The 23,852-nt window shown below is 44.1% G+C and carries 19 protein-coding genes; 9 read left to right on the forward strand and 10 right to left on the reverse strand.

Features of this window, described 5'->3' with window-relative positions; genetic code table 11:
• The first annotated feature begins 11 nt into the window (after positions 1–11).
• Positions 12–1,247 (forward strand): ABC transporter permease, encoded by a 1,236-nt coding sequence (locus JO154_RS14750; protein WP_291946787.1) that lies wholly within the window; start codon positions 12–14, stop codon positions 1,245–1,247.
• On the opposite strand, the gene JO154_RS14755 is transcribed toward JO154_RS14750, so the two are convergent.
• Genes JO154_RS14755 through JO154_RS14765 form a run of 3 tightly spaced genes read right to left on the reverse strand, consistent with a single transcriptional unit; the run spans position 1,248 to position 5,339 of the window.
• On the reverse strand, positions 1,248–3,596 hold the full coding sequence (locus JO154_RS14755) for a hypothetical protein (RefSeq protein ID WP_291946789.1): 2,349 nt from the start codon (positions 3,594–3,596) through the stop codon (positions 1,248–1,250). It lies immediately after the preceding gene.
• On the reverse strand, positions 3,562–4,602 hold the full coding sequence (locus JO154_RS14760) for a hypothetical protein (RefSeq protein WP_291946790.1): 1,041 nt from the start codon (positions 4,600–4,602) through the stop codon (positions 3,562–3,564). Before JO154_RS14760 ends, JO154_RS14755 begins: the two co-directional genes overlap by 35 nt.
• The gene (locus JO154_RS14765) at positions 4,599–5,339 is read right to left on the reverse strand and encodes an RNA methyltransferase (protein WP_291946792.1); all 741 of its coding nucleotides are present in this window, start codon (positions 5,337–5,339) and stop codon (positions 4,599–4,601) included. The genes JO154_RS14760 and JO154_RS14765 overlap by 4 nt, the downstream gene beginning before the upstream one ends.
• A 102-nt stretch (positions 5,340–5,441) precedes the next feature.
• On the opposite strand from JO154_RS14765, the gene JO154_RS14770 reads away from it, so the two are divergent.
• Positions 5,442–7,877 carry a BamA/TamA family outer membrane protein gene (locus JO154_RS14770; RefSeq protein WP_291947320.1) on the forward strand — a complete coding sequence of 812 codons (2,436 nt, stop codon included), beginning with the start codon at positions 5,442–5,444 and terminating at the stop codon, positions 7,875–7,877.
• 119 nt (positions 7,878–7,996) lie between these two features.
• Here JO154_RS14770 and truB read toward each other — a convergent pair whose 3' ends face one another.
• Positions 7,997–8,686: a tRNA pseudouridine(55) synthase TruB gene (gene truB, locus JO154_RS14775; RefSeq protein ID WP_291946794.1), complete on the reverse strand. Its 690-nt coding sequence runs from the start codon at positions 8,684–8,686 to the stop codon at positions 7,997–7,999.
• A 74-nt stretch (positions 8,687–8,760) separates the two neighbouring features.
• On the opposite strand from truB, the gene JO154_RS14780 reads away from it, so the two are divergent.
• Entirely contained in the window at positions 8,761–9,558 is a 798-nt protein-coding gene (locus JO154_RS14780; protein WP_291946796.1) for a bifunctional 2-polyprenyl-6-hydroxyphenol methylase/3-demethylubiquinol 3-O-methyltransferase UbiG, read from the forward strand.
• 111 nt (positions 9,559–9,669) lie between these two features.
• Here the strand turns inward: JO154_RS14780 and JO154_RS14785 are convergent, their stop codons facing one another.
• From JO154_RS14785 to JO154_RS14795, 3 genes are all read right to left on the reverse strand, one after another.
• A complete protein-coding gene (locus JO154_RS14785; protein ID WP_291946798.1) occupies positions 9,670–10,401 on the reverse strand; it encodes a shikimate dehydrogenase in 732 nt (243 codons plus the stop codon).
• A gap of 220 nt (positions 10,402–10,621) precedes the next feature.
• Positions 10,622–11,386, reverse strand: coding sequence for a phosphosulfolactate synthase (locus JO154_RS14790; RefSeq protein ID WP_291946800.1), 765 nt, complete (start codon positions 11,384–11,386; stop codon positions 10,622–10,624).
• Between the two features lie 179 nt (positions 11,387–11,565).
• A complete protein-coding gene (locus JO154_RS14795) occupies positions 11,566–12,987 on the reverse strand; it encodes a tetratricopeptide repeat protein (protein ID WP_291946803.1) in 1,422 nt (473 codons plus the stop codon).
• Between the two features lie 150 nt (positions 12,988–13,137).
• On the opposite strand from JO154_RS14795, the gene JO154_RS14800 reads away from it, so the two are divergent.
• Positions 13,138–13,542 carry a hypothetical protein gene (locus JO154_RS14800; protein ID WP_291946805.1) on the forward strand — a complete coding sequence of 135 codons (405 nt, stop codon included), beginning with the start codon at positions 13,138–13,140 and terminating at the stop codon, positions 13,540–13,542.
• A 78-nt stretch (positions 13,543–13,620) separates the two neighbouring features.
• Here JO154_RS14800 and JO154_RS14805 read toward each other — a convergent pair whose 3' ends face one another.
• The 3 genes from JO154_RS14805 to pafA all read right to left on the reverse strand — a co-directional run bounded on the left by JO154_RS14805 (position 13,621) and on the right by pafA (position 16,927).
• Positions 13,621–14,268, reverse strand: a complete 648-nt coding sequence (locus JO154_RS14805) for a hypothetical protein (RefSeq protein ID WP_291946807.1) — start codon at positions 14,266–14,268, stop codon at positions 13,621–13,623.
• Positions 14,269–14,316: 48 nt separating this feature from the next.
• Positions 14,317–15,096, reverse strand: a complete 780-nt coding sequence (locus JO154_RS14810) for an enoyl-CoA hydratase-related protein (RefSeq protein WP_291946809.1) — start codon at positions 15,094–15,096, stop codon at positions 14,317–14,319.
• A gap of 163 nt (positions 15,097–15,259) precedes the next feature.
• Positions 15,260–16,927 (reverse strand): alkaline phosphatase PafA, encoded by a 1,668-nt coding sequence (gene pafA, locus JO154_RS14815; protein WP_291946811.1) that lies wholly within the window; start codon positions 16,925–16,927, stop codon positions 15,260–15,262.
• 185 nt (positions 16,928–17,112) lie between these two features.
• On the opposite strand from pafA, the gene JO154_RS14820 reads away from it, so the two are divergent.
• From JO154_RS14820 to JO154_RS14840, 5 genes are all read left to right on the forward strand, one after another.
• The gene (locus JO154_RS14820) at positions 17,113–18,354 is read left to right on the forward strand and encodes a pyridoxal phosphate-dependent aminotransferase family protein (RefSeq protein WP_291946813.1); all 1,242 of its coding nucleotides are present in this window, start codon (positions 17,113–17,115) and stop codon (positions 18,352–18,354) included.
• Between the two features lie 584 nt (positions 18,355–18,938).
• Positions 18,939–21,266, forward strand: coding sequence for a TonB-dependent receptor (locus tag JO154_RS14825; RefSeq protein WP_291946815.1), 2,328 nt, complete (start codon positions 18,939–18,941; stop codon positions 21,264–21,266).
• 115 nt (positions 21,267–21,381) lie between these two features.
• Complete coding sequence (locus JO154_RS14830) at positions 21,382–22,230, forward strand: Fic family protein (RefSeq protein ID WP_291946817.1); 849 nt, start codon at positions 21,382–21,384, stop codon at positions 22,228–22,230.
• Positions 22,231–22,352: 122 nt separating this feature from the next.
• Positions 22,353–23,120, forward strand: a complete 768-nt coding sequence (locus JO154_RS14835) for a helix-turn-helix domain-containing protein (protein ID WP_291946819.1) — start codon at positions 22,353–22,355, stop codon at positions 23,118–23,120.
• 37 nt (positions 23,121–23,157) lie between these two features.
• A complete protein-coding gene (locus tag JO154_RS14840; RefSeq protein ID WP_291946821.1) occupies positions 23,158–23,793 on the forward strand; it encodes a hypothetical protein in 636 nt (211 codons plus the stop codon).
• Positions 23,794–23,852 lie beyond the last annotated feature (59 nt).

A 23,852-nucleotide genomic window follows, 5' to 3' on the forward strand; every position in this document is an offset into this window, starting at 1 on the left:
TCAAACAGTTAATGGATTTATCTCGCTTTATCGCTACCCGGATCGCTTTTAATAAAAGCTCTTCCTTCTCCAAATTCATCATCAACATCGCGTTGTGCGCTACGGCCATCAGTGTTGCGGTGATGATCCTGGCGACAGGACTGGTCAATGGCTTCCAGCAAGTAATCCAGGATAAGATCTTCAGTTTCTGGGGACATATCCATATTAACCAATACCAACCTAATGCGGGCCCGCTCACACAGGAGAAATCCTTCGAACTGAGCCCCGCATTGATGCAAAAGATAGGCCAGGTACCCCAGGTGAATTTCATCGCCCCCTATGCTACTAAATCCGCTATCATCAAATCAGATAAGGAAATAGATGGGGTGATGTTCAAAGGAGTAGACAAAAACTACGACTGGCCAAAACTCCAACAATTCCTAGTAGCCGGCAACCTGCTACAATTCAACGACAGCAGCTACTCCCAGGGAGTGCTCATCTCCGCCAGTATGGCGAAGGAATTACAGGTAGGTGTAAACGATAAGATTATTGTTTATTTCATCCAGGGAGGCAGCCAGCCGCCTCGCGCCCGCAAACTAACGGTAACGGGTATATACAAAACTGCCATCGAAGAATACGATAAAACCTATGTGATCGGGGATATCGATCTTATTCGCAAACTAAACGACTGGACACGCACGGAAATCGGCGGTTATGAAGTAACCTTGAAAGATTACCATCAAATGCAACCTGTGGCCCGTTATATCGATGAGCATGTGCTTACAGACGAACTCTTCACCCGTACCATACAAGAAATCTATCCGAATATCTTCGACTGGCTACAACTGCAGAATAAAAACGAAATTATTATCATCGTCATCATGACGATTGTGGCCATCATCAATATGATTACGGCTATTCTCATCCTGATTTTGGAACGTACCAATATGGTGGGAATACTTAAATCTTTGGGGATGCGCAACTGGAAAATCCAACGGATATTCATTTACCAGGCGGCGTATATCGTTATTATGGGAATCCTGATTGGGGATGTTGTAGGTCTGGGCTTGGCCTGGCTGCAACAAACTTACGGGTTCTTCAAACTGCCTGAAGATTCCTATTACATGTCTGTTGCAGCCATTTCCTTACGCTGGAAAGAGGTGGTACTCATCAACGTAGGCACCCTATTGATTTGTGTCACTGTATTGCTTCTACCTTCGTTGATTATCAGAAAAATCACACCGGTAAAAGCAATACAGTTCAAATAATTATTTCTTCTTCGTACTGCGAACGTAGTCTTGCAAATAGCTACACTGATCAAATACTTCCTGGTACTGCTGCGTTTGCACATAATTAGCGGTTAGTACTGGGAAATAACGGTTACGCATCAACGCATTATAATACTTCTTGGAGTCTTCATTTTCTGGCACGTGCTTCTGTGAACAACGGGCGGCGAGGAAAAGGCATCTTGCCTTAAACTCCTTGTCTGTTGCAGCTTGGGCAGCCTTTGCATAGAAGATCTCTGCATCATACACACCATAGTACTGTCTTTCAAAAGGATCTTTTTCACGTGCAGTCGTATACCACTCTGTACTATGTCTGTAATCCTTCAGGAAGTAATAGGTTTTACCATAGTAGGAAAGATTGAAAAGGCCGGTGGCCAGCTTATGATAAACCTTCGGATCTACTGGAGTGGTCTTGGTTTTCGCGATTAAATTCACCATCTGTTCACAAAACTGCGAGATGGTAATTTTGGAACGATTACTTGGTGTCTCCTTATCATCTCCAAAATCTTGCAACTGATCCACAAACACCTGGTAAGAAACCGGCTGATCTTTCACAGGTACTTTTTTCAGATATGGCAATGCAGCCGTAAAGTTGTTCACACGCATGAAAGCTCGGCCAATCAAGAGGTTCATGTTCTGACCTTTCGGGAGATAGCTGGCCAAATAACTCTCATAGGCCGATTTATTACCACCTTTCATGAAATCGCTGAAGGCAATTAATTGCTCTGCGGTCATTTGATCACTCAGCATGTCTTCAGCGCCATAAGGAGGAGTACCCAGGTGAATAGAGTCACAACGGCCACGCACCAACGCTTCTTTCACGTAATCGCCCTGTTTACGATAGGCAGGCGCAAGCACGGATGTCAACAGGTTACGATATGCTTTATTGAAAAACACTTCTTTATCCACATTGTACCATCTTTCAGGATTTTGCTTTGCCAATCTGGTATCCAACCATTTGAGGGAAGGCAGCAACTGCGCTTCGAAAGCAGGATCAATTTTTTGCTGTTGATTTACAGTCACCAATATTTTCACCAGTTCCCAAGCATCTTTTACAGCAGGATCGGAAATAGAATACTTGCTCAGCCTGGATTTCGCTCCGGCCATATCTCTCCTTACATATGCGATATAAGCGGCGCTCAGCTTCCAGTAATCTGGATCTTTTACATTGCCTTTGTCGGCAATACTATCTGTAAAACGCTGGAGCTGCTTGACATATGGTTTATAGGCTGTATCTCCAGGCGAATGGTAGTAATAAGAATAGTTATAATATCCCAGGGCGATACCAGTACTATCAATTTCTTTCTGTATAGCTGGGGTCATGTATTCATCTTCCAGCTTATTAATTTCTCTTGCCAGCAGTACGTTCATAGCGGGCGACTGCGGATCTAGCTGATTCACTGTACGCAATGCGGAGATATCTATCGTAGGAGTAGCAAAGCTGAAAATAGCCACTACATTGGCTTTCTCCTTATTATTCCGGCAAAGTGGAAATACATCTTTCGCGGCAGTATTGCTCCACATAATATTGGTAAACGCCATCCGACGCTGACTCGCAGCATTCTCAAATACTTTTGAAAACACATAAGCCGCATTTACAGAATCCTTCAAACGCAGTAAAGCGCCGCCTTTCAGCGCAAGGGCCTTATTATAAATCAGGGAATTAGGTGTCGCTTTTGAGAAATCACGATCGAATGACTGAATGGTTTCTGCATACGCTTTGGTATAATGCTTTAAGCGCAGCAATTGGAATTTATAACGTTGTGCAATTTCTTTATCCTTTACACCAGGCACCAGCTCTGTACCTTGCTTCAGCAGTTGCTGCATAGGGATGGTGTTATCTACCGGGTCTGCCCAACGATCTTCAATATTCACGTACTTCTCACAGTCTTTCGCAAACAACAGGTAACGCGCAGCCTCTTTGTTTTTTCCTTCTTTCAGGAATTGCGCAAAACCGTTATTTTTCACACTATCTGGAAACATACAGTCATTTCCACCCGCACTGCACGCAGATACTTGCGCCATTTGTTCGCGGCTGTAATGATAGATATATTTGAAAATATCATCCGTGGAGATGCCTTTCTCTCCTGTATAATTTTTCCACTCTTCCACATTGGATTGCCATTCAGGAGACACCTCATCATCATACCACCGTTCAAGAGAAGTATAAAAAAATGGTTCGTAACCCTGCCCTTTCAGGTATGGATTGAAATAGGAAATGTAATAATCATATGGGTCCGTATCTCCGCCACAGGAAAGGGTATAGATGATGTTCCCGAAAAAAACAGCTAAAAAGCTAATTGAAAAGACGATACACTTTTTGTAATTCATGCAATGGATAATTGTCCAGGGTAGCAGCATCGAGATGATAGAAAATGACCGTTGGGTTATATGACTGTCGTTGTGCGGAAATAAGTTGCGCTGCGTCTTCCAGCAGTTTTACGTTGGTAATTTCGCGGCGAAGTTCACTGCCTTTTTTCAGCATGTAACCATTGATTAGGGTATCTTTCTGTACTACAAAAAGCTGCCTGCCATGAGGTATAAACAAATTTTTATTTTCAAGTTCCCGTGTGCCTACACTTCTCAGAATGCCTTTGTACTGGTTGTTTTCAAACAATACGGTCCACTGAAAAAGCGGTAAAGCGATGTCCAAAGGTAAAGGATAATTTGAAATACGGTTGTTACCAATATAGGATTCCAACGTACTGATATCCAGTATAGAGTTATGATCCCCTGGTTTACGAAGATCTCCCATATTATAACACATGAGCAATCCCTTATTCACAGGCGGAATGCCGCTACTACCCGTATATTTTATCTGGTGCATACGAATGGTAGCGGATATTTCTTTCCCTTTAAAGAAGGGTAATCGTTGCAAGGCTTGCAGATATCGGAAGTAGGTTTCCCTGGTATTTTTGGTCCAGTCACAATCGATCTGGATTTCTGTGATATGTTTATTAGGGAGACTACTACATAACTGGCTGAGTAGTTTCTCTGTTTTCTGCGCCAGTTGCACTGCCATGGTGGTATCTGGAGTATTCCAGATTTCATTCATCAGGAATACGACAGGCACAATTTCCTGATCGGCTGGTAGTGGCTGCTGTTGCTGAAAAAGAGCAACAGGTACGGCCTCTCCGGCTTTCTCTCCTGGGGCCACATCAAACATCTTCACATATAGTTTCCGGGCCGGCAACTGTTGGAGATAGGCCAGTTCTGTGGCATTTCCCGTCCAGCTTTGTTTCCAGAAATAAAATGCAGGAGTCACCTGCCGCGAACCAGTAGGTTTGCAGGCGGTCAACAAGAACAACAGGGAAAAAATAATCAGGAGATATCTCATATGAGTAAACGACCACAGATAATACCCGTAGCTACAGCGGCATTGAGCGACTCCGCCCCGCCCACTCTGGGTATGGTAATTTTATGCGTAGATGCCGCAATCACCTCATCCGACAAGCCTCTGCCCTCGTTGCCGATCAACAAAATACCCTCAGTCAGCCGGGAGTATTCTGTTATATCCTTGCCATGAAGGGTAGCTGCATAGGAAGGTAATGACGTCTGCGCCAGCATTTCCTTAATATCGGTCTCGACTATACGAACCCTGGCAATACTGCCCATGGTGGCCTGTATGGTCTTGGGATTATACACATCCACACAATCCGGAGAACAAATGATTTGGGAAATGCCAAACCAGTCGGCTATACGAATAATGGTGCCCATATTGCCTGGGTCCTGGATGGCTTCCAGCGCCAGCACCAGTTGCCCAGATGCAGGCACGGTATAGGAAACCGCTGGCATATCCAGCAAGGCCATGGCCCTGTTTGGAGTTGTCAGTGCAGATAATTGTTTCAGCACATGCTCTTCCACAGTATACACAGCATCCGCAGGGAGTTTCCCCAATGCTGCCGCATGCTGCGCCACCCATTCGGCAGTAGCATATACGGCTTTTACGGGCATTCCCGCCAATATCAGCTCCTGGACAATTTTATCTCCTTCGGCGATATACTGGCTGGATTTTTGCCTGTTTTTTTTGTGCTGTAATGATTGAATATATTTAATTTGCGCCTTTGACAACATGGGCCCAAACCTACACGTTTTCTTTTAATCAGCCAAGAACAGGCCGTGTAGCCCACATGTCAGCATTTCCTTTTAAAAGATTTAATAACGTTTTCGCCCGTGATGCAGCCGCCAAAAAAATTAAGGACAGTCCTGCTGAATTATTTGCTGTTACTGCTCGTAATACTGACGCTGGGCGCCTGCTCCAATACTAAATACCTGCAACAGAACCAAACACTGTACGTAAGTAGTAAAGTAAGTGTTCAGGGAGACCTGATGACCGCCGAAAAACAGGATATCCGCAGTGCATTATCCTCCAAATCCTTAATGGTACAGCAACCCAACTCCAAACTGTTGGGTACCCGTATCAAAGTATGGCTGTATAATCAGAAGTATAACGAGAAAAAATCCAACTGGTTCTGGAACCTCATGCTCTCCAAACGTAACCTGGAAGAACCTTCCATATACGACAGCTCCAAAACCAAGGAAGCCATCGACCGCATGACCTCCTACCTGCACAACCAGGGCTATTTCTACGCTACCGTTACTGCCGCTGCCTCCACTAAAGGCCGGAAAGCAAGCGTGGTGTATAGTGCCAATACTGGCAAGAACTTCGTCATCGACCGCATTACCTATAATATCCCGGACACTAATATCCTGAATGTGGTAAAGGCACACGAAAACCTTTCCCTTATCCAGAAAGGGACAGCATTCAAATCGTCCAACTTCAGCAGCGAAAGGGAACGCCTTACCCGCATCATCAAAGATGCTGGCTACTATAAATTCAGCAGAGACGCGATCGAATTCAGTGTGGATACCCTGAACAAAGCACTGTTCAAAAACCCACTGAACCCATTCGAAGGAGTGGTCAATATCTTCCAGGAAAACAAAGGGCGAGAAAAACCGACCATGAATGTGGAAGTGATTGTAAAGAACCCGGAAGACAGCGCTACATCAGAATGGCAGAAATATTTTATTCGGAAGATATACGCCTATCCTGATTATCCGATCAATGGCAATCCAAATGATCCTACTTTTAAAGAGGATGCCCGCAAATACATTACCATCCGGCAACACCAGGAGATGCTGCGCCCGAAAATATTATCCAAATCCATCCTCCTGCGTCCGGGCGAAGTGTATTCCATTCAACAGTACAATAATACCGTTAACAAACTATACGACCTGGGCCTGTGGCTCTTCGTAACGCTGCAATACAAAGAAGCGAAGGATACTAGTAACTCCCTCGATGCTTATCTCTTCCTGACTCCCCGTAAGAAACAGGAGTTAGGGGTGAATTTTGAGGTGAGCAATAGCTCGGACTATCTGCTGGGTAGTGGCGTGAGCTTGAACTATCGCCATATCAACCTAAGCAAAAGCGCTACCCAATTCGGTTTCAGCTTAAACACAGGTATAGAACTTATCAAGGACCAGAATAATAAATGGGCTTTACAATCCAAGGAAATCGGTGGTGAATTCGGATTCACCTGGCCACGGTTTGCCCTGCCTTTCAATATTCACCAGAACCCGCGTTCTAATGTGAAAACCAGGCTGACAGTGGGCGCCAACTATCTCTCCCGTGTGCAGAAGTTCGATATCACCAATATCAATCTCTCTTACGGCTACGACTGGAATTCCAGTAACTACCGCCGCTGGATAGTTAGGCCATTCACATTGAACTATGTAGGTGTTATCCTGAACCAGGCCTTCAAGGACACCATCGTGGACCCAAACCCTTATCTGAAGCGCAGCTTCGAACCGGCGCTCATTGGTGGGGAAAACATTTCTTATATCTACAGTAATAATGATGTGCTGCATCAGCGCCATTATAGCTATTTCCGCATAAACCTGGAGGAATCCGGCCTTTGGCTGAATGGGATCAATAGCCTTGTGGGCGCTGTTTCCAGCAAGAAAGGTAACCTGGAAACGATGACCAATGTGAGTATTTCCAATTTTGTGAAGCTGGAGGCTGACTACAGACACTATTGGAAGATAAACCAACACAGTGGCTTGGCTACACGTGCATATGCGGGAATCGGCATTCCGTATAGCTATTCACAGGTACTCCCTTACGTGCGTCAGTTTACAGCAGGCGGTCCTAACAGTATCCGCGCCTGGAGACTCCGTACATTGGGCCCTGGCGCATTTAAAGACAGTTCCGCTACTGCAAAAATATTCCCTGATCAAACCGGCGACATGAAGCTGGAAGGCAACGTGGAATATCGTTTCGATCTGTTAAGAATGTTCGGTGGAAGTGTAAACCTGAAAGGGGCTACCTTCCTGGATATGGGTAATATCTGGATGGTAAAGGCCGACTCTACCCGCCCTGGGTCTGAGTTTCGTCTCAATCAACTGTATCACGACCTCGCAGTAGGTACTGGTGTGGGTGTCCGACTGGATTTCAGCTACTTCCTCATACGCCTCGACTGGGGTATTCCTCTGAAAGTACCTTATTTCACCGGCAATAAAAACGGCTGGTATATAAGCCAGTGGGATCTTGGCAGTGCTGTATGGAGAAGAAATAATATTATCTGGAACGTGGCCATCGGCTATCCGTTCTAAAATCTACTGCCTGCCCGCGGCAGGGGCGACGAAAAAAAATAAAAAAGCGCAAATGACGTCTGCGACATCATTTGCGCTTTTTTGATATAGCATCTTTTATTTATGTAGACACGTAGTAATTATTGTTCTTTCTTCACACTATGCTGTGCAATGAAATCATTCATTTCAACGGCATCTGTCAGTTTAAATTCGCCAATCCGCGTACGACAAAGACTACTCATATAACCACCTACACCCAAGGCTGCCCCAAAATCGTTTGCCAGGGAACGGATATAGGTACCCGTACTACAAACCACTCTGAAATGCACCACTGGCATTTCAATATTGGTAATCTCAAATTCAGTGATGGTTACTTTGCGTGGCTCTACCTTTACTTCTACTCCTTGTCTGGCCAGGTGATAGATAGGCTTTCCATTCTGTTTGATAGCCGAATGAATTGGCGGCAATTGCATGATTTCTCCTAAAAACTGGCTGGTAGCCGCTTTGATGTCGGCTTCCGTGAGGTGACTGGTATCTTTGAAATTTTCTGGTTCAGATTCCAAGTCAAAAGTAGGCGTAGTAGATCCCAGTGTGAAAGTGCCGGTATATTCTTTTTCCTGAGCCTGGTACTCATTTATCTTTTTAGTCATTTTACCAGTGCAGCAGATGAGCAGACCTGTTGCCAGTGGATCTAATGTGCCGGCGTGTCCTACTTTCGCTTTGGTGGTATTTCTTATCTTACGTACAACATCGAAGGAAGTCCAGGTCAGTGGCTTGTTGATCAGTACCACTGCCCCTTCCTGGAAGTTATTTTTTTCTTCAGTTTGCATTTTGCAAAGATAGCTTTAAGCAATCAGCTTTCAGCTTTTGCTTTTTTTACCTATTTTCACGGAATTTTCAAACCATGTCGTTACAACATCATACAGACGCTAAATTACGTTACCAGCAACAGGTAGAAAATTCCCGCGACTACGTGATACCTTTTATCCAACAGGAATTCCCTCAAATGAAGGGACTTCGTGTAATGGAAGTAGGTTGCGGAGAAGGGGGAGTATTAACTCCGTTCCTGGAAAATGGCTGCCAGTGTGTAGGTGTAGATCTTGTACCCTATAGAATTGAGCTAGCCAACAGCTTCCTGGGAGATTATGTCTCCAGCGGACAACTCAAACTCATTGCCAAAAACATTTATGATGTTGATTTCTTAGGGGAGTTCCGCAACTCCTTCGATATAATCATCCTCAAAGATGCCATTGAACACATCCCTGACCAGGAGAAGATTGTGGGCCATATGAAGCAATTGCTAAGTCCAGGCGGACAAATATACTTTGGCTTTCCACCTTGGTATATGCCGCATGGCGGGCATCAGCAGATCTGTGCCAACAAATTCTTGAGTATGGCTCCTTATATCCATCTGCTACCAAGGCCCCTGTACAAGGGTATGCTGAAAGCATTCAAAGAACATGAACTGACCATCAAAGATCTGATGGAAGTAAAAGATACCGGCATCTCCATAGAAAGATTTGAAAGAATCGTAAAACGTCAGGGCTACAACATCACCCAACGACGTCTCTATCTGATCAACCCTATTTATAAATATAAATTCGGTGTGAGTGCCAAAAAGCAATGGGGCCCAATAGCCGCCATTCCTTACTTCAGAGATTTCCTGACCACTTGTGTGTATTACATGATTAAGCCACAATAAAAAAGAGGCTGTGATAAACAAAAGGGAAGTGACAAAGTCACTTCCCTTTTGTTTATTTCTTTTTGTCGTTCCTGCCCGCTGGGCAGGAACGACAAAAAAGCGTTTTGCCTTCTATTTATTCCAGATTTCCCAAGCCGCTTCTGCCTGTAGAATCAGCATTTCATGCCCATTCTTAATGGTAGCTCCTCTTTCCTTTCCAGCCAATAAAAACTTGGTTTCAGGCGGGTTATACACCAGGTCGTACAGTAAATGTCTGCTATCGAGGTACTGGTAAGGGATTGGCGGCATATCATCCACATTAGGATACATACCTAATGGCGTTGTATTGATAATAAGCGTATTGGCAGCCATATCTTCCTGGGTCAGCGCATCATAGGCCACCGCATTGGGGCCAGCCTTCCTACTCACTAAAGTAAAGGAGATATTCAGTTGTTGCAGCGCGTACATCACTGCTTTTGCGGCGCCACCGGTACCCAATACCAAGGCACGGGTATGATGCGGTTGCAGCAAAGGTTTCAAAGAATTCGTAAACCCAATAACATCTGTATTGTAGCCAATTTTCCGCCCCTCTTCAAAACGGATGCAATTCACTGCGCCAATATGTTTTACCGCATCGCTGAGTTCATCCAGGAAGGGGATGACTACTTCTTTATAGGGAATAGTTACATTCAGTCCCACCAGATCCGGCTGCTGTTGCAACAATGCCGGGAAAGCGGCAATTTCCGGGATAGGGAAATTCTCATATTGACAGCCTGTAATCTGTTCCTTGTTGAATTTCTCTGCGAAGTACCCTTTTGAGAAGGAGTGGCTGAGTGGGTATCCGATAAGACCGTATGTTTTCATACAGTAATTTAGTTGATAGTTAATAAAGGGTGTGTATCAAAAAATGAAGGCTAAACGCTGCTGTCTGTTGTTCCGGCCCGCTGGGCCGGAACAACGAAAAAATAAAAAAAGGAATTGACGTCGCAGACGTCAATTCCTTTTTTTTGATTCAGCATCCTTAATCCGCATGAAACGCGGAACTCCGGAAACCGACATCGAAAGGATGTCCACTTACCTAATACTATTCTTTATCCAGGAAGAGGTTGAATGTATCACCACGAAGGCCTACACGCATCGCTTCCAGGGAAATTACCTCATGTGGAGCGAGGTTACCCAGGTTGGCGTTGCAACCTACCAGCTCCAGGAAGTACAATTGCTGTGCTTTCTGAGGAGCTTCCCAGATGATTTTTTCAGCAGGAATCTGTGTCAGGATTTCCTGTACCAGACCTTCACGCACCTCCCCAGAGCCACGGTAAATACCTACGTTTCCGCTTTCGCGTGCTTCCGCAATGACGTAAGTAGCACCAGCTTTGAGTTCAGCGCTCATCAGTTCAATCCACTTATATGGAGGAATAATGTGTTCAGCATCTTTAGAACCTACTTCACTCAGTACCAGACCGAGTTTAGCGAGTTTTTCGATGTAACCGCATTTTTCAGCATGCGGAATGATGATAGAACCGTCGGAAACTTCCATGTAACTGATACCGTAGTCCTGTACAGTTCTTACATATTCATCAAACTGATTGCGTATGAGGAAGGCTTCAAATAAAGTTCCACCAAAGTAAACAGGGATGTTGGCGGCTTGGTACAATTCGATTTTCTGACGGAGATTGGGTGTGACGAAGGAAGTACCAAAACCCAGTTTTACGATATCAACGTGTGGCGAGGCTGCAGATAAAAAATTACGCGCTTCTTCCAAACTTAGCCCCTTATCCATGACCATGGTCAGTCCATGTTTGCGAGGCTTCTGAGTCCTTTCCGGGATTTGTGTCAGATTAAAATTCATTTGCAATATTTTTATCTTCTTATGGTCATTAAAACACTCAACTAGTTCAGCCAGGCACTATGGGATAGCTTAGTGGGCAATTTTAGTAACCGGAAATAGTAGTCGGTTTTTAACCATGACAATTAAAAACCGGCGCAAAAATAAGAAGTATACTTTATTTTAAAAGCAAATAACATTGGTTAACGTTTGCGGCGATACTGCGCAATGAGATCAACAACACTCACATGCTGTAAAATAGCCGGATCCAGCTCTACCAACTTTTTTAAAGCTTTAGGATTCTGCTGGAGGGCAGTTTCCAAATGTAGCAAGCCTTCTTTGGTTTTCCCCATAGTAATAAGGAGGGCAGCCCTGTAATACTGGAATACAGGCTTTCTACCTGCCTTTTCCTCTGCCATTTCAAGCTGGGAAAGGGCTTCCTCTAGGAAACCTCCTACATACAGACCTCTAATGAGCTCCTGCCAGGTAGAAACGCTCTTCGGACGGGTACGCACTGCGTTCATAAAATAAACAAGCGCATCCTTATATTTCCCCAATTCCAGCAAGCATTCCCCCATGCTCATATTGTATTCCGCACTTGTTTTATTGATTTTCAGTGCGTTCTGCAGAGATTTGATAGCATTATTCCAATTAGCCTCCATCATGTAGGCCACTGCAATCTTGTAATGTAGTTTGTCGTCGTTTGGACTAAGATGTGACGCTTTGCGATAATAATAACGCGCCTGCGTGTATTTACGCTGCCGCTCGTAGCAATGCCCGATGGCCTCATATATAACATCCTCTGGCTTAGCGATTTCCAGGTGTTTCTGGAGTACTTCAATCGCTTCTGTATATTTACGAAGGCGGATATAGGCGTCTCCCAGATTACGGTAGGCATAATCGAATTTCTCATCGATTACCAACGCATACTGATAAGCATCTATGGCTTTTTCATACAATTTCAGTCCCTGATAGGCCGTACCCAAGTTGAACCAGGCCAAGTGATTATAAGGGAACTCATCAATAATATGGTTATGCAGTCGGATGCTTTCCTCATTTCTGCCAGTGAATTCCGTCCAGAAACAGATCTTATGCAATGCTTCTTCATTGTTCGGATCATACTCCAAGGCCATTTTCAGGCAATCAAATACCTTTTCAAACTCCTCCCAATCGTCATACACATCCGCCAGTTCCAACAGCAGCTCGGAACGGTCGTCTCCCTCAAACTGATCAATCTGCTCTTCCAGTACGTTAGCAGCCTTCTGGTGTTGCCCCAGTGCCAGGTATACATCCGTCTGTAATATGTAGAGATTGATATCGTTACTGTCAAGGAGAGCGGCTTTTTCCAGTAAATTGAGCGCTTCGTGGTACTTCTTGGTTTCTATCAGTAAGTTGGCCTTTTTTAACAATAAAGTGGCAGAAAAAGGAAACTGTTCTATGGCTATTTCAGCGGCCTGAAGTGCAATAGGCATCTCATCATGCTCGTCGTAATAGTCTATGATCTGTTCAAATGAATCTTCGTCCAAGAACGAATGAGACTTACCAGCTCTGAGGTTTTCAAACTGCTGCAATAAATCTCTCAGATCATCAAAATCCTCGTTTAAAAATGAAAAGTCTTTACTCATTAATGTAAATATAATCAATTTCCGTTTCCACCAAAAAGCAGTGGTATTTAACTTTTTATAAATTTTTTAACATTTCATTAAGTTTTAACATTATCTAGCGTTAAAAATTTGTTATATAATTAAGCAAATTTGTTGTATCTTTGATGTACAATGAAAAAGGAAACTAACATATTGAAGGTCTTTTCATTGTCTTGCATGTTGGCAAGCGTTATGGCGCTGTTCGCTACGGCTGCGACGGCAAATACAAATTTGTCAACCGATAATAAAGACAAGGTGAAAAAGACGGAGAACACGCACTTTGTTCTGAATACAACCATGCCCAAAACAAACCTGGGTTTGGATGCTGGATACCGCTATTCCGGTGCGTTCAGCTCCAGTTTTAAGTTTACCAATACCAACACTAATAATAGTGCTGTTAACTTCCAGCAGGTAATGACCTACACCAAAGGGAATGTTACCTATGTTGTTCCTTACAGTGTACAGGTACAACAGCAAATGCCAGGTAATCTTAATTTCCAGAAATTGCAGATTATCCTGCCACTTAAAAAAGGCTAATTAACGTTTCTTCAGTACAAATAATAAAGGCTGGTCAATGACCAGCCTTTTCTTTTAAATATCCTTCCTAACAATATTTTACATATTCCTTAACTCCTGCTGACTCACTTCCTTATACCCTGATTTAGGCACATCAAAATAAGAAGCGGGAATCGGGATCAACTCCACCTTCGTAGCCGTCACATTGATCTTTCCACCCGTTTTAGTAGGAATCTCAAATTCCAACGCGATCCCATTCAGGTTCACAAAACGTTGATTGTAACGTTTGTTCTCAGGGATCAAATCAGGGGTGTAATACACCACAAAACTACTGCTGTCTGGAAGCTTGGCAATCGCCTTTTTACACTTGTACCCTGCTATCTCTTTCACCTCCCCTTGATCCACGAATTTAGTGCCTTCATATTGCTTTAGATCCTTCTCAAACTGCTCCCTACTCCCCCGGATCAAATACTTGGTCCCATGTTGATCTATCAACGTGGTCGTGATTTCTTCCCGGGAATTAATCAGGTAAGTGTAATTGATAATGTTGAAGTTAATATCAACACGACTCATATGCCCGCGCATATACTGAATAAGCTTGCAGTCCTGCATCACGGCATCTGTCTGCGCCATTTCCGGTGGTAATTCCATTTTGAAGGTAATCTTCGCATCGGAGACAGTACGTTGCGCAAATGCGGCAACATTTATCCACAGGCATAATAATGTTAAAAATAACCGGTGTGACATAGTATGGTCTATTTTTCTTTGACAGGAGGGGCTTTTATGGCTTCCCAACTACCAAATGAGCTTTTCTTTATTCAGAAATGCAGCAATTCCTTTCCTGCAGTCTTCATGCCCCCTGGTAGTAGCATTTTGTTCGGCCGCCATTTCCAGACTCTCCCGTAAAGGTAAGTCCAACACTGTGCCAATCAATTTTTTGGTCACCTTCAGGGAATTCCCCGATGCTTCCTTACACAGTGCAGTGGCCACTTTCGCCACATGTTCGCGGATTTCGGCGGCGGGTATCACTGCGGTGATTAGTCCGGATACTGCGGCCTTTTCTGCGGTTACCAGTCTACCAGTGAGCAATAATTCCCTGGCCCTGCCTTCGCCAATCTTCCTAACAAGGAAAACCGCTACCAGCGCCGGAATAAACCCAATTTTCACCTCTGTATATCCCAGTTGCGCTTCCGGTACCACATAACTGAGGTCGCAAACCGTTACCAGTCCGCATCCACCCGCAATTGCATGGCCTTCTACCTGGGCAATCACTACTTTATTAAGTTCGTAAATCTCCCTAAATAATGACATCAGTTCCTGGGAATCCGCCAAATTTTCCTCATAAGTATTCACCTGCAACTGCTGTAAATAGTCCAGGTCTGCCCCCGCACAAAATGCCTCCCCTTTTCCTTTCAATACAATTACTTTCACTGCATCATCCTGTTCTGCTGCCTGAAATGCCTGACGCAATTCCGCTACCAGCGCTCCATTCAATGCATTCCTTTTCTCCGGACGATTCAGCGTAATGGTGGCGATACGATCCGCCACTTCATACAGTAAAAACGAGTAAGCCATTGATCAGTATTTAGTTGTACCCTCCGAAAAAACGGAAAGGTGTAATGGAACGATAAGCTCCCATTACACCTTTCTGCTATTCCTCCAGTGAGAGTGACAGCAATGTAAGAAAAAAACATTAATCCGTACTCAATTGATCCTCACTGTACAGGCTATACGAATATTATCTGGTAATCTCTTCAATAACATGTCCCACATTACCGCTAGGCATCTGTATTTTCAACAATGCCGCCAGTGTAGGGCTAATATCTGTCATACCAATGGTACGATTGGTTTTGCCAGGATGAATACCCCAGCCCATCCAAACCAATGGAATATGCGCGTCGTAAGGATACCATAAACCGTGGGTAGTACCGGTTTTACCGCCATCGATATAACCTGGAGCTAAAACGATTTGAATATCTCCGCTGCGTTTGGCGTTCATGCCATTTGTCAGCATATTATGCATAACGGTAGGCAGCAAAACGGCATTCAGATCTTTCAGTGGGAAAGCATTCGCAACAGCCGGAGATTTCATCAAACGGGCACATATAAACGCAGATACTGCTGCTTCATCTTTGCCTGCAGCCTGAATAGCAGCATGGTTCAGCCAGAACTGATAATTTTCAACCGCACGAATAGCGCCTTTGATACCAAATTGCGCACTCACTTCATCATTCAGTGTATTCATGGCCGTGGCATCATTCCAGGTACCGCCAGGAAGCTTGTTTTCTTCCATAAAGCCCGGCACATGCGCTACACCATGATCTGCGGTGATAAAGAATAGGTAATTTCCTTTACCCACCTTGGCATCCAGGTATTTGAAGAAAGTAGCAAGGTCCTGATCCAGGCGCAGGTAAGTATCTTCAATTTCCACGGAATTAGGGCCAAACTGGTGCCCCACATAATCCGTAGACGACAAGCTAATGGCCAGAAAATCGGTTGTCTCCCCCTGGCCCATCGCATTCGCTTCAATCGCTTTCTTGGCAAATTCCAAGGTCATGGTATTACCAAAAGGAGTAGCAGCAATTGTTCCGTTGGCAATGCTGCTCAAATCATGAGGGAAGGAGGTATTAGCAGCATTCTTGTACTTTCCTTCGTAAGGTTTTTCATCAGCGGTGCTGAGGATATAGGTAGACGCGGGATACAACGTATTCCACGGCTTCGCAAGGTATTGTTGTGGGAATTTCTCGTTGTTGAATTCCTGCGCCCATGCTGGTAATGCCTTCATGTAATAAGTACTGGTCACCCAATTGCCAGTAGACCCATCGTACCAATAAGCCGCATTCGCGCTATGGCCCGCAGGTAGAATAGCTCCTCTGTCTTTAATCGCTACCCCGATAACCTTGCTCTGGAAATTGTTAGAGAGACGCAGCTCATCGCCGATGGTGGTTACCAACATATTACGTGGACTCATCCTTCCAGCGCCAGAAGTACTACCAACGGTAGTTTCGGTGGAATCTTCCGTACAGTATACGGATCTATTCAGGTCAGGGCTATACCAGTTATTCCCAATAATACCATGAATAGCAGGTACTGAACCGGTATAAACGCAGGTATGACCGCAAGCAGTGATAGTGGGCGTATAATTAATCAGGGTATTTTCACAGGTAAACCCATCCTGCAACAATCTTTTAAAACCTCCTGCTCCATACCTGGCATTATAGCGATACAGGTAATCCCAACGCATCTGGTCTACCACCATTCCTACTACCAGCTTAGGTTTGGCAGCAGTGGCGGTGCTTTTGGCAGTGTGCTGATGATTAAACGGTTTGGGAGAAGTGGCTTTCTGTGCCGAGGCAGAAGATACTGCCAACAAAAAAAGGCAGGATAAACGGTAAATCCTTTTCATCAAATTTTTATTATTAATATATAACTGAATACCAAGAGAATCAATGTTTTGGCATAATAATTACATGAATTGGCATGTGTTTGGCTAAAACAATGAAATCGAACTCAAGTTTACAAAAACTATAATTTTAATACCTTTGTGTCCGTTTTTAAATTAAGGTAATTAACCATTTCATAATATAGCATATGGATATTTTCGAGAAACTGCTGAAACATATGGGCCCCATCGGGGAACATTCAGACAGAGCCCATGGCTATTTCGCATTCCCTAAACTGGAAGGAGAAATAGGACCCCGTATGAAATTTAGGGGTAAAGAGAAAATCGTTTGGAGCCTGAACAACTATCTGGGATTGGCAAATCACCCAGAAGTGCGTGCAACGGATGCACAGGCTGCTGCTGAGTTTGGTTTGGCGGCTCCAATGGGAGCGCGCATGATGACCGGTAACACTAATTACCACGAGCAGCTGGAGCGTGAGCTTTCCGACTATATGGGTAAAGAAGATACCACACTGGTAAACTATGGTTACCAGGGTTTTATGAGTGCTATTGATGCTATATGTAACCGTCGTGATGTGATTGTGTATGATGCGGAAGCACATGCCTGCCTGATCGATGGTCTGCGCCTGCACCAAGGCCACCGTTATGTGTTCAAACACAACGATATTGCTGATCTGGAAAAACAACTGAAACGTGCCACTGAAATGGTTAAATCCTCCGGTGGTGGTATCCTTGTGATCACAGAAGGCGTATTCGGTATGGCTGGTGATCAGGGTAAACTGAAAGAAATCGCTGCCCTGAAAGATGAATACGAATTCCGCCTAATGGTAGACGATGCTCACGGCTTCGGTACTATGGGTAAAACTGGCGCTGGTACTGGTGAAGAACAAGGCGTTCAGGATAAAATTGACCTGCTGTTCAATACCTTCGCTAAATCCGGTGCTTCTATCGGTGGTTTCATTAGCGGCGACAAAGCAATCATCAACTACCTGCGCTATAACATGCGCTCACAGATCTTTGCGAAATCTCTGCCAATGCCTATCGTTATCGGTCACCTGAAACGTGTACAATTGATGCGCAAACACCCTGAGTTCAAAGAAAAACTCTGGTCTAATGTGCAGAAACTGCAACAAGGTCTGAAAGACAGAGGTTTCAATATCGGTTCTACCAACTCCCCTGTTACTCCTATCTACCTGCAGGGCGATATTCCAGAAGCAACTGCTATGTGCCTGGATCTCCGCGAAAACTACAATATCTTCTGCTCTATCGTAGTATATCCGGTTATTCCTAAAGGACAGATCATCTACCGTATCATCCCTACTGCAGCTCACTCCGATGAGGATATCGAGCTGACACTGAAAGCATTCACTGAAACAAAACAAAAGCTGGATGCAAAAGTGTATGAGGTAGCGGAAATTCCAATGGTATAATCGCTTTCTTACAAAGCAAGCAATATATTACCGGGTTGGTTATTTGCCTTCGGCAGACGACTGACCCGGTTTCTTTTTTACCCCCCTTCGGAGTAATAGAGGGGGTATAAAAAACAAAAAGGGCCGCGCCTTGTGCGCAGCCCTTACAACAAATCGTTCTTTCACTAGGTGTAAAGTTCACTTGTTTTCGATAGGACATGGTAGAGAACAATGGTCTTCATAGAACGTTAGAATCTATTGATTCCAAATAATTTATATGGTCAAGATTTCTTTAATTCAGAAATCGTTCGTATTTGATTCTTTTCAAAAATAGACTTCATTCGCTAAGATTTAATAACATGATCGTTGTATTTTGTTAACGGGTTGTTAAATATCCCCACTGCGATAATAAATCAGTGAAACGCCAATTTTTCCGCTTTCGATATTTCTTTTTCCCTTTTGCGTAAATCATAAAGAACACCCAGACCTACCTTTGCACCGGCAAATGAAATTTGCCGGCAAGTACTGTTGCATAGTTTTATTTTTTAATATAAAGACTAAATATAATAACACATTCGTGCCGGCACCATTTTGAGAAGATTCACATGAAGAAGATTTTAACAGTAGGATTAGCATTTTTTTTGACCTCCTTACAACTAGTAGCACAAAACATTACAGGAAAAATCCAGGATACTACCCACCAACCTATACCTGGCCTTCGTATATACCTTGCTGGTACCCAGAAACATGCAATTACCACCACGGATGGCGCATTTACCCTTCGCAATATTCAACCCGGCACCTATAAACTGATTGCTACCGGCATTGGTTATAACACCACTGAAAAAGAGGTAGTTATGGATAAGGGAGACATAAACCTCTCACTGGAAATCAGTCCATCCAATGTAGGACTCGGAGAAGTGGTGGTTACCGCAGGCCGTAACCGCGAAACCATCGGAACGGTTCCCAGCTCTATTACGATCATCAGTGGCAAACAACTCCGGGAACAAAGTGCCATCACGACAGATATTAACCAACTCCTAGGGCTAAACGTACCAGGCCTTACCCTCGGTACCAATACGGCCACTAAAAAAGGGGAAACCCTCCGTGGCCGCAGCATGCTAATTATGATTGATGGAATTCCTCAATCAACACCACTCCGAAATGGCGATAAAGACATGCGCAGCATCGATGTGTCAGTAATTGAAAGAGTTGAGGTGATCAAAGGGGCCACTGCCATCTATGGAAACGGCGCCGATGGTGGTATCATCGACTTCATCACGAAAAAAGCAAACCAGGACGCTGCATTCAGTGGCTCCACCGATATCAGCACCAGCGGCTCCCTGACTTCCGCAGCCAATAGTATGGGCGGCAGAATTTCCCAAAACTTCAGTGGTAAGGTGCATAAATTCGATTACATCGTAAGTGGTACCTATGAGCAAACTGGCGTCTACAAAGATGCCAAAGGCGAGGTAATCGCGCCATTCCAGTCACTCGCACAAAACGAAAACATCAACGGCTTCGCGAAACTGGGCTATAACATCAATGCCAATAACCGCATTGAGGTTATGTACAATTACTACCGTAGCATGCAGAATGCGACTTACGTCAACTCCGGCGGTAAATTCGGGGAGAGTCCTATCATCGGTGTTCCTGGCACCTCTCCTGGTGCAAAACAAGGCACGCCTTATAACCATAATGCCTATCTAACGTATACCAATAAACGAATTTTCAGGAATACTAGTCTGGATGTAAACCTTTACTACCAAGACTTCTACACCATCTTCGAATATTCTGATTATTATGAAGGTGGCGGGAACTCCGCTATTTCTTCTAGAAAAAAAGGGATCCGTGCAAACTTTAATACAGCCATCAACGTTAGTCCTAATCTTAATGGAGATATCACCTACGGAGTGGATGTACTCAATGATGTAACCGAGCAGCCACTGGTAGACGGTCGCAGGTTTGTGCCTAAAATGGACATGAAAAACTATGCTCCCTATGCACAGTTGAAAGCATTTATCTTCAAGGATTTTCTCTTGAAAGCGGGCGCCCGTTATGAGAATGTATCACTGGATATCCCGGACTTTACCACTATCAAATTTGGTAACTATGCTGGCGGCGTGCATGTAAAAGGCGGCAACCTTTCTTATGAAGCACTGACATTCAATACTGGTCTTCGTTACACACGGTTCGACTGGTTTAATCCATTTATCAGTTTCTCACAAAGCTTTTCCCTGTATGACCTGGGTCGTACTTTACGATTGGCCAAAGATGTTCCGGGAGGCGCTAGCATAAAGGGTTCTATCCAAACAGATGCAATTATCACCAACAATTATGAAGTTGGTTTCTCCAGCGCCATCGGCAAATTCAATGCGTCCGGATCTTATTATATCAGCACTTCCAACCTGGGTAGCAGCCTCGTAGATATCAATGGCGTAGCCACTCCTGAGCGTGCGCCAGAGCGTATCCAAGGCTTTGAACTGACTGCCGGCTACCAGTTTCTGCCAACACTCTCTGTAAATGCATCCTATGCCCATGTAGAAGGAAAGAAAGATGCCACAGCAGGTAGTGTTTATCTCCCTGGCAGTCGCATCTCCCCTGATAAAGGAACCTTTAATGTCAACTACTCCCCTATCAAAGAAAAGCTGGACATCGGCATGTATTATGTATACAGCGGCAGCCGCAAACGTTTTGCGTTGAATCCAAAAACCAAAGATTGGGATCTGGGAGCTGGTCCGGTTAACAGTTTCAGTCTCGTGAACCTGTATACAGCTTATCATTTCAATAAAGCAACTACGCTTCGCTTAGGTATAGATAACCTGCTGAATGCAGATTATTATCCCGTGATGGCACAGTCTAGAGTAACTACGGATAGTTATATTAAAGGGGCAGGTGCGAGGTTTAATCTCGGATTGAATTATAGATTTTAAGATTGGAATTATCAATATCATGATGCCGGAAAGTCTAGATTTTCCGGCATTTTTGTTTGGTGGCACCAGTGTTTTTGGGGAAATTACAGGAGCATTTAATTAACAAACCAGCCCCATGAAAAACCAAATTTCAACAATTAACGAGCTTGCCCAAAAGCTGCGGGATCTGCAACCAATTAAGCCCGAATTTCAGGACCATATTAACAAAAAAATGCGCTTGGAATTCAACTATAATTCGAATCATATTGAAGGGAATACGCTTACCTATCAAGAAACCAAACAACTACTGATATTTGACAAAACTAGTGGTAATCATGACCTACGAGAATTTGAAGAGATGAAAGCACACGACGTCGCCTTTGAAATCATTAAAGAAATGGCAGCAGATAAAGAACGTCCTCTTTCAGAATCAACCATCAGAAGCTTGCATGTAGTATTACTAGTGCGGCCATATTGGAAAGATGCGGTTACATCATCTGGACAACCCTCAAGAAAACAAATACAAGTGGGCACTTATAAAACTGAGCCCAATAATGTGCGGCTGTCGAACGGTAGGATATTTCATTATGCCATGCCGGAAGAAACACCCGCCTTAATGCAGGAAATGGTTGATTGGTATCGTAAGGAAGAAAATGCTAGGCAATTACATCCTTTACAACTTGCCGCGCTACTACATTACAAATTTGTAAGGGTTCACCCTTTTGATGATGGTAACGGGCGGTTGTCCCGTCTATTGATGAACTATGCATTACTAAGAAATAACTATCCGCCAGTCATTATTAAATCAATTGATAAAAGGAATTATCTTTTCGCTCTCAATGAAGCAGATGGAGGTAATCTGGATTACTTTGTTCATTACATTGGACAACAATTAATATGGAGCCTGGAGTTGTATCTTCAGGGGGCAAATGGTGAAATGCTGAGTGAGGTAGCTGATTTGGAGAATCAAAACAGAATCTTCTAAATAAAAAGAGGGTGTCTCAAGAGTAAATGAGGCACCCTCTTTTTTGTGTTGGGGAACAATGCGAGTTTACTCGCATGAGCGAACAAATACAAAGGATGTAACTTTAGGACAAAAGTCTTCCTATGGACAAGCCAAAACAACCCCTGTTGCTTTTCTCAACGGGATATTTTATCTACATAGGCCGTGCGGTCGATACAACAGTCCACGCGCATCATGCCATACAGATGGTCGCAAGTCTTCAGGACGAAATTGAAATCGTTTTGCCGGATTCAACCATGAAGGTAAGAGCCATTCTTATTGATTCCGATGAGCCGCATAAATGCAAAACAGGCGATAATACGTTCTTGCTTATCAATATCGATCCTGAGTGCACCATTGGGAAAGGCCTCAAGTCCACCTGGTTGGCGGGCAAAAAAGCAGCCGCATTGCCCGAAACAACAGTTAAAAGGTTGTTGGCGGAAATAGAGCCATCGTTGTCGGGTGACTGGAATAGGGACACCATTTTTAACAGTACACTCCAGTTCCTCCGGGGGCTTTCGCATACAGATCGCAATGAAGCGCTGGACGATCGGATCGCCAAGATCCTGAAGGTTCTTCACCAGCCAGGGCATTTAACCTTCAAGGTCAAGGATTTGGCGGAAATGGTATACCTATCACCGAGTCGGCTCGTCCATTTATTCACGGCGCAGGTGGGTATTCCAATAAGAAAATATGTGTTATGGGCGAGGCTCTTAACGTCATTGCAGCATATTATTCAAGCCAGTGATATCACCGCTGCGGCGCTGGAAGGTGGTTTTTCAGACGCCCCCCACTTCAACCGCACATTTAAGAGGATGTTTGGGGCAGCCCCTACCTCATTGTTGAAAAATAGCCAAATCATACAAGCCTAGCGAGAGTAACAGTCGCATCTTTGCATAAACTATTTTTATGTATGCGATCAATCATGCTTCTACTGCTTTACTGCTGAGAAAAAAAGATTCGAATCTGCCATTGCTGCCCCTACTGATCTCGGTGCAATTGGTGGAAATTTTATGGGTTCTTTTCAGTTATCTGGGTTGGGAACATTTTTCAATTTCCGGTGGAAAAGTACATCTCGATTTTCTCCCCTATTCACATTCCCTGTTTTCGGGTGTTGTGGCTGCGGCCCTGTCATTTTGTATAGTCAACTGGGGCTTTAAAAATAGGAGGCTTGCCATTGCGGTGGCTATTGGCGTCATATCGCATGTCATTATCGACATGGTCTTTCACGAAAAGGACATTCGACTGTCGCCCTTTTCTGACAGGCCTGTAATGGGACTGGGAATCATTGATTACCCCATCCTGAATTTCATCATTGAATTTGCATATGGAATATTTTGCTGGTGGTACTTTAAGGGGAGCAGAAGATTGCTCTGGGTCATAGTAATTTTCAATGTCCTCGACCTGCCTATGATGTTGGCTCAGGGCTATATGTTGAATCCATTCATCACCTATCCCTTCCTTTTGCCATCGGTTATCTTATTCCAGATATTGATTACCTGGTATTTTGTTTTCAGGTACGCCAGAATGAAAAATGAACCTTAGAAATATAGCGAGCTTACCTGGTTTCCTAACATCTTCGACCATTCCTGATATGAACTCCT

This window comes from Chitinophaga sp. (genome assembly GCF_019236475.1).
GTDB lineage: Bacteria > Bacteroidota > Bacteroidia > Chitinophagales > Chitinophagaceae > Chitinophaga.

What these genes read in the sequence shown, in the direction of transcription:
- JO154_RS14750 (WP_291946787.1), top strand. Translation starts at nt 12, where the DNA reads ATGGATTTATCTCGCTTTATCGCTACCCGGATCGCTTTTAATAAAAGC.
- JO154_RS14755 (WP_291946789.1), bottom strand. Translation starts at nt 3,596, where the DNA reads ATGAATTACAAAAAGTGTATCGTCTTTTCAATTAGCTTTTTAGCTGTT.
- JO154_RS14760 (WP_291946790.1), bottom strand. Translation starts at nt 4,602, where the DNA reads ATGAGATATCTCCTGATTATTTTTTCCCTGTTGTTCTTGTTGACCGCC.
- JO154_RS14765 (WP_291946792.1), bottom strand. Translation starts at nt 5,339, where the DNA reads ATGTTGTCAAAGGCGCAAATTAAATATATTCAATCATTACAGCACAAA.
- JO154_RS14770 (WP_291947320.1), top strand. Translation starts at nt 5,442, where the DNA reads ATGCAGCCGCCAAAAAAATTAAGGACAGTCCTGCTGAATTATTTGCTG.
- truB (WP_291946794.1), bottom strand. Translation starts at nt 8,686, where the DNA reads ATGCAAACTGAAGAAAAAAATAACTTCCAGGAAGGGGCAGTGGTACTG.
- JO154_RS14780 (WP_291946796.1), top strand. Translation starts at nt 8,761, where the DNA reads ATGTCGTTACAACATCATACAGACGCTAAATTACGTTACCAGCAACAG.
- JO154_RS14785 (WP_291946798.1), bottom strand. Translation starts at nt 10,401, where the DNA reads ATGAAAACATACGGTCTTATCGGATACCCACTCAGCCACTCCTTCTCA.
- JO154_RS14790 (WP_291946800.1), bottom strand. Translation starts at nt 11,386, where the DNA reads ATGAATTTTAATCTGACACAAATCCCGGAAAGGACTCAGAAGCCTCGC.
- JO154_RS14795 (WP_291946803.1), bottom strand. Translation starts at nt 12,987, where the DNA reads ATGAGTAAAGACTTTTCATTTTTAAACGAGGATTTTGATGATCTGAGA.
- JO154_RS14800 (WP_291946805.1), top strand. Translation starts at nt 13,138, where the DNA reads ATGAAAAAGGAAACTAACATATTGAAGGTCTTTTCATTGTCTTGCATG.
- JO154_RS14805 (WP_291946807.1), bottom strand. Translation starts at nt 14,268, where the DNA reads ATGTCACACCGGTTATTTTTAACATTATTATGCCTGTGGATAAATGTT.
- JO154_RS14810 (WP_291946809.1), bottom strand. Translation starts at nt 15,096, where the DNA reads ATGGCTTACTCGTTTTTACTGTATGAAGTGGCGGATCGTATCGCCACC.
- pafA (WP_291946811.1), bottom strand. Translation starts at nt 16,927, where the DNA reads ATGAAAAGGATTTACCGTTTATCCTGCCTTTTTTTGTTGGCAGTATCT.
- JO154_RS14820 (WP_291946813.1), top strand. Translation starts at nt 17,113, where the DNA reads ATGGATATTTTCGAGAAACTGCTGAAACATATGGGCCCCATCGGGGAA.
- JO154_RS14825 (WP_291946815.1), top strand. Translation starts at nt 18,939, where the DNA reads ATGAAGAAGATTTTAACAGTAGGATTAGCATTTTTTTTGACCTCCTTA.
- JO154_RS14830 (WP_291946817.1), top strand. Translation starts at nt 21,382, where the DNA reads ATGAAAAACCAAATTTCAACAATTAACGAGCTTGCCCAAAAGCTGCGG.
- JO154_RS14835 (WP_291946819.1), top strand. Translation starts at nt 22,353, where the DNA reads ATGGACAAGCCAAAACAACCCCTGTTGCTTTTCTCAACGGGATATTTT.
- JO154_RS14840 (WP_291946821.1), top strand. Translation starts at nt 23,158, where the DNA reads ATGTATGCGATCAATCATGCTTCTACTGCTTTACTGCTGAGAAAAAAA.